Source organism: Nguyenibacter vanlangensis (assembly GCF_013376155.1).
GTDB classification, from domain to species: domain Bacteria; phylum Pseudomonadota; class Alphaproteobacteria; order Acetobacterales; family Acetobacteraceae; genus Gluconacetobacter; species Gluconacetobacter vanlangensis.
Window position 1 is genome coordinate 1 of the sequence record NZ_JABXXP010000188.1, and the last position, 4,983, is coordinate 4,983.

At 69.5% G+C, this 4,983-nt stretch carries 7 protein-coding genes; 1 reads left to right on the forward strand and 6 read right to left on the reverse strand.

Annotated features, from left to right (window positions below; all coding sequences use genetic code 11):
• The coding region (locus tag HUK84_RS10220; protein WP_176640199.1) for an ethanolamine ammonia-lyase light chain EutC at positions 1 to 374 on the forward strand (374 nt) is incomplete at its 5' end.
• A gap of 16 nt (positions 375 to 390) precedes the next feature.
• Here HUK84_RS10220 and HUK84_RS10225 read toward each other — a convergent pair.
• The 6 genes from HUK84_RS10225 to HUK84_RS10250 form a co-directional block, all read right to left on the reverse strand.
• The gene (locus tag HUK84_RS10225) at positions 391 to 1,428 is read right to left on the reverse strand and encodes a pepsin/retropepsin-like aspartic protease family protein (RefSeq protein ID WP_176640200.1); all 1,038 of its coding nucleotides are present in this window, start codon (positions 1,426 to 1,428) and stop codon (positions 391 to 393) included.
• A 35-nt stretch (positions 1,429 to 1,463) separates the two neighbouring features.
• The gene (locus HUK84_RS10230; RefSeq protein WP_176640201.1) at positions 1,464 to 2,006 is read right to left on the reverse strand and encodes a gluconokinase; all 543 of its coding nucleotides are present in this window, start codon (positions 2,004 to 2,006) and stop codon (positions 1,464 to 1,466) included.
• Positions 2,003 to 2,731, reverse strand: coding sequence for a ribose-5-phosphate isomerase RpiA (gene rpiA, locus HUK84_RS10235; RefSeq protein ID WP_176640202.1), 729 nt, complete (start codon positions 2,729 to 2,731; stop codon positions 2,003 to 2,005). The genes HUK84_RS10230 and rpiA overlap by 4 nt, the downstream gene beginning before the upstream one ends.
• Before the next feature lie 48 nt (positions 2,732 to 2,779).
• Positions 2,780 to 3,517 (reverse strand): 6-phosphogluconolactonase, encoded by a 738-nt coding sequence (gene pgl, locus HUK84_RS10240; protein ID WP_176640203.1) that lies wholly within the window; start codon positions 3,515 to 3,517, stop codon positions 2,780 to 2,782.
• Positions 3,517 to 4,341, reverse strand: a complete 825-nt coding sequence (locus HUK84_RS10245) for a Cof-type HAD-IIB family hydrolase (RefSeq protein WP_176640204.1) — start codon at positions 4,339 to 4,341, stop codon at positions 3,517 to 3,519. Before HUK84_RS10245 ends, pgl begins: the two co-directional genes overlap by 1 nt.
• Before the next feature lie 30 nt (positions 4,342 to 4,371).
• Positions 4,372 to 4,983 (reverse strand): HAD hydrolase family protein (locus HUK84_RS10250; RefSeq protein ID WP_176640205.1); only part of this gene is annotated, 612 nt, incomplete at its 5' end.

Consider the following 4,983-nt stretch of genomic DNA (forward strand, 5'->3'; position numbering starts at 1 on the left):
CGGTGCTGGCGGCGGCGCGGCGCCTTCTGGCGGGGTGGCGGATCGCGCCGGTGGTGGTGGCGCATAACGCCCGGGTCGCGCTGGGCGACGAGATCGGGCACCGCCTGGGGGCCCGGTGCGTGGTGATGATGATCGGCGAGCGGCCGGGGCTGAGCATCGCGGAATCGCTGAGCCTGTACATGACCTGGGACCCCCGTCCCGGGCGGGTGGATTCCGAGCGCAACTGCATTTCCAACATCCATTCCCAGGGCGGATTGCCGGCGCGGGAGGCGGCGGCCAAGCTGGCCTGGCTGCTGAACGGCGCGCGGGCACTGGGGGCGAGCGGGATCGGGCTGAAGGAGGATATGCCCGGGCGGGGCCTTCTGGAGGGGTGACGGCCCGTCCGTGGGGTCAGGGCGGGGCGGGCTGGTCCTGGACCGTGGTTTCGGCCAGGCGGGACTGGGCCGGGCTGAAGCCGCCATCCGCCGGCATGCCCGGCGGCGGGGGCTGGGGGTCGGAGAAATAGAGCATGCGGGTGGGAAACGCGAAGAGGACGCGCCGGCCGCGGAAGAAATTCATGCCCAGGATGTTGGTGGTCGCGGGGGTGACGTCGGCGAGCAGGCCGGTGCCGCGATAGCCGCCCAGCACGTAGCGGGCGAAGGCGTGGCGGCGGCCGATGATGGTCGGGCCGGCATCGGTGCGCGAGCGGGGATCGTCATCCAGCATGGATGGGGTCACGCCGGTATCGGTGGCGTCCGCCGTGCGGAGGATCGAGGCGTTGGAGCCCGGTTCGAGTTCCATGCCGACCGGCACGCCGCCGATGGCGACCTGCACCATCGTGTCCATGCCTTCGCGGTTCGGCAGGAGGGGCGCCTGATAGGCGCGGGCGCCGGCCAGGCGGGTGAGAGCGGGGCAGTTCGGCGCGCCGGTTTCCCTGAACAGGGTCAGGCTTTGCCCCGGGAAATCGAGCAGCACGTCGTAATTGCCGAGGATATCGTAGCCCAGCACGGCCAGCACGGGCCGGCCGTCCAGCCGGCGGTCGCCGATCGAGCCGAGCATGATGCCGCGCACCTTGCCGGCCCGGCCGCGCCCCAGCGCCAGGCTGTCGATCGTGGTGAGGTAGCTGTGGCCGCCCCCGGCGATGGTCTGGACGTCCAGCTTGCGGCCCATCGGATAGGTCATGCCGGGACGCTGGAAGACGCCGATATTTTCCTGGGTCAGGCCGAGGAAGGCGACGCCCTGCGTGCCGTTGATGGTGACCGGCACCGCCGGGCTGCCCCAGCCGCTGACCAGCGGCACCGAAATGACGTGGGCGACGCAGCGTCGGGGCACGGTTTCGGGGCCCAAGGTTTCGGAGTCCTGGGCTTGGGCGGCGGACGGGTGGCAGAGACAGGAAAACGCCAGGAATGCCAGAGGCGGCGACAGGCGCCGCCCGCGCGCTTGCGACATGAAGGAGCCCTGCCCGCCTTTGCTTCGCGCCCGCGCTATCGGTCCAGGCGGTATTTCAACTGGCCCAGCGTATGGGCGATGACTTCGGCCGGGGAGATGAAACTGTCAATGGTCAGCGCATGTTCGTCCGGCCCGGGCGGTTCCAGCGTGGCGAGCTGGCTGGGCAGCAGGCTGGGCGGCATGTAGTGGCCGGTGCGGCGGGCCAGCCGGTCCTTGAGGATCGCTTCGGGCACGTCGAGGAAGATGAACACCACCTGGTCGGTGTCCTTGGCCAGGATTTCGCGGTAGCTGCGCTTGAGCGCCGAGCAGGTGAGGATGCCGCCGCCGCCGTCCGCGATGCGGGCATCGATCCATTTGCGGCATTCGGCCAGCCAGGGCCAGCGATCGGCGTCCGTCAGCGGAATGCCGGCGGCCATCTTGTCGACATTCGCCTGGGGGTGCAGGCGGTCGCCCTCTTGATAGGGCCAGCCCAGCACGTTGTGCAGGCCCTCGGCCACCGTGGTCTTGCCGCTGCCGGACACGCCCATGACGACCAGGATGTGGGGCCGGATGTCCTCGGCCGGCGTGCGGGCGGTCATGCGGCCACCAGCCTGGTGAGGCCGTGCCGGCCGGCCACCAGGACCTCGGACGTCCGGCCGATGAACAGGCCGGTCTCGATCACGCCGACGATCCGGCGGATATCGGCCGCCAGCCCGGGCGGATCGGCGATCGGCCCGAAGGCGCAATCGAGGATCATGTTGCCGCCGTCGGTGACGAACAGGTTGCCGTCGCGGTCCATGCGCGGCGACACGCGCGCGCCCAGTTCGCCGAGCTGGCGCGCGGTGCTTTCCCAGCCGAAGGGGGTGACTTCGACCGGGATCGGGGCGTGGCTGCCGAGATGGTCGACCAGCTTGCCTTCATCGACCATGACGATGAAGCGCCGGGCCGCCGCGGCGACGATCTTTTCCCGCAGCAGGGCGCCGCCCAGGCCCTTGACCAGGTTGAGCGAGCCGCGTTCGACCTCATCCGCGCCGTCGATCGCCAGGTCGAGCTGCGGGTGGGTGGCGAACGAGACCAGGGTGATGCCGTGGCCGCGCGCCTGCGCGGCCGAGCGTTCGGAGGTGGGGATGGCCACGAAGCGCAGCCCCTGGGCCCAGCGGCGGCCCAGCGCGTCGATCATCATCGCCGAGGTGCTGCCCGTACCGAGCCCGACGGCCATGCCGTTCCGGACCATGGCGGCGGCTTCCTCGGCCACCTGGCGCTTGAATTCGATCATCGGGTCCGCTGTCGGGTCCGCTGTCTGGGGGTCCGTACTCTGGACCATCGCATCTTCTCCCGGGGGCCTGGCGCGGCCCCTCTTGTCTTATGGCCGTCAGAGACCGGCGGCGGGTTTGTCCAGCAGCCAGATCAGTTCGCCCTCGGTGGTGATGTGACTGGCGGGTTCGCCGGGTTCGCCCGCGCGGACCTTGGCGAAGGCCTCGGCCTTGCCGGCGCCGGCCAGCATGAACAGCACGTGGCGGCTGGAATGGATGGCCGGGTAGGTCAGCGTCAGGCGGGTATGCGGCGCGTCGTCGGGCACGCAGGTCGACACCCACAATTTGCGTTCCTGCAGCACCGGCTGGCGCGGGAAGAGCGAGGCGGTATGGCCGTTATCGCCCAGGCCGAGCAGCACCACGTCGAAGAGCGGGCGGCCGGGCTGCAGGGTTTCGGCGCCGTAGAGGGCCTGCAATTCCGCCTGGTAGCGCGCCGCCGCCGCCGCCGGATCGCCGTCGGTCGGCATGGGATGGACGTTTTCGGCCGGGATCGCGATGTGCGACAGCAGGGCCTTCTGCGTCATGGTGAAGTTGCTGGCCGGGTCGGCGGGCGGCACGAAGCGTTCGTCGCCGAAGAAGAGATGCGTCCTGGCCCAGGGAAAACGGGTGGCGTAGTCCGGCGAGGCCAGGATTTCATACAGGCGCTTGGGCGTCGAGCCGCCGGACAAGGCGATGACGAAGGGGCCGTCCTGCTTGGCCAGGGCCTGCTGGGTCAGCCATTCGGCCACGTAGCGCGCGATGGCCTCGCCATCGGCCAGTACGACCATCTCGCCGGTTTTTACGTCATGACCGCCCATCAGGCATCCTCTCCTAAAATAAACCGTTCCACACCCACGGCGAACCCTTCCTCTTCCGACGAGGTGGTGACGTGGGTGGCTTGCGCCTTGACCTCGTCCGCCGCCTGCCCCATCGCGATCGACAGGCCGGAGCGGCGGAACATCAGCACATCGTTCGGCTGGTCGCCCAGGGTCGCGATCTGTTCGGCCGGGATGCCGAGCAGGCGCTGCAGCGCCAGGACCACGCCGCCCTTGTTGGCGTCATGGTGGGTGACGTCGACATAATAAGGCTGCGAGCGCGCGGCGGACGCGTCGTCGCCCAGCGCGTCGCGCAGATCCTGCTCCACCCGCTTCATCAGGTCGAGATCGTCGCTGACGCCGGTGATCTTGACCACCTGGTCGAGCCGGGCGCCGACGTCGGGCACGATCCTGGGCGGGAACTTGACCGTCCATTGCTCGCGCGCGACGTGGGGCGCGCCGGCATCGGCGACCAGCCAGTCATTGCCGTTATAGACCCAGGGGTCCACGCGGTGGTCGCGCAATATGTCGAGCGCGCGGCGGGCGACCGCCGGCGTCAGGGTGTGGGCCTCGATCAGCGAATAGTCGGGGTGGACCATCATGCCGCCATTGAAGCCGGCGACCGGCTGGTCGATGGCCAGCGGGTCGATCACCATCTTCATGCCCATCGGCGGGCGGCCGCTGGTGATGGTGAAGAGAATGCCGCGCGCGCGGAGCTTGCGCACCGCGGCGACCGCGCGGTCGGTCAGAAGCTTCTCACGCGTGACCAGCGTGCCGTCGACATCCGCCAGGACCAGGCGGATCGGGGGGGAGACGGTGTCGGTCATGTCGTATCCTCCGGCATGGATGCGGACGGCTTATGCCCGCGGCAGGACATAGCGCCGCATCGCCTGCGCCCAGCCATCCTGTTCGTTGCTGTCGGTCACGAAATGGGCGTGCGCCTTGACCGGGTCAGGCGCGTTGCCCATGGCGATCGCGACGCCGGCTTCGTCGAGCATCGGCACATCGTTATACATGTCGCCGATGCACGCGACCTGCCCGATATCGACATCCATGAGGCGCGCCAGTTCCATGGCGGCATAGCCCTTGTTCGCCCTGGGATGGGTGATGTCCAGGTAATAGTCGGACGAGCGATGGACGCTGGCATGGCCGGCCAGGCGGGCGGCGAGGTCGGATTCGACCTGCGCCAGCAGCGGATAGTCGGACGAGGCGCCCATGATCTTGCCGACATGGTCGTAATGGCCGGTGAAGTCGGGCACCACCAGCGGGTCGGTCTGCACCACCTGGCGCTCGCGCGCGACATAGGGGGCGTGCGGATCGGTGACCAGCCAGTCATGGCCGATGAACAGCCACGCATCGACCGCGTTGCCCATCAGTTCGCCGACCGCCAGCCGCGTGGCGTCCGCGCTGAGGGAGAGGCGCGAGACGATGGTGCCGTCGGGCCGCACCACCAGCCCGCCATTGAGGCC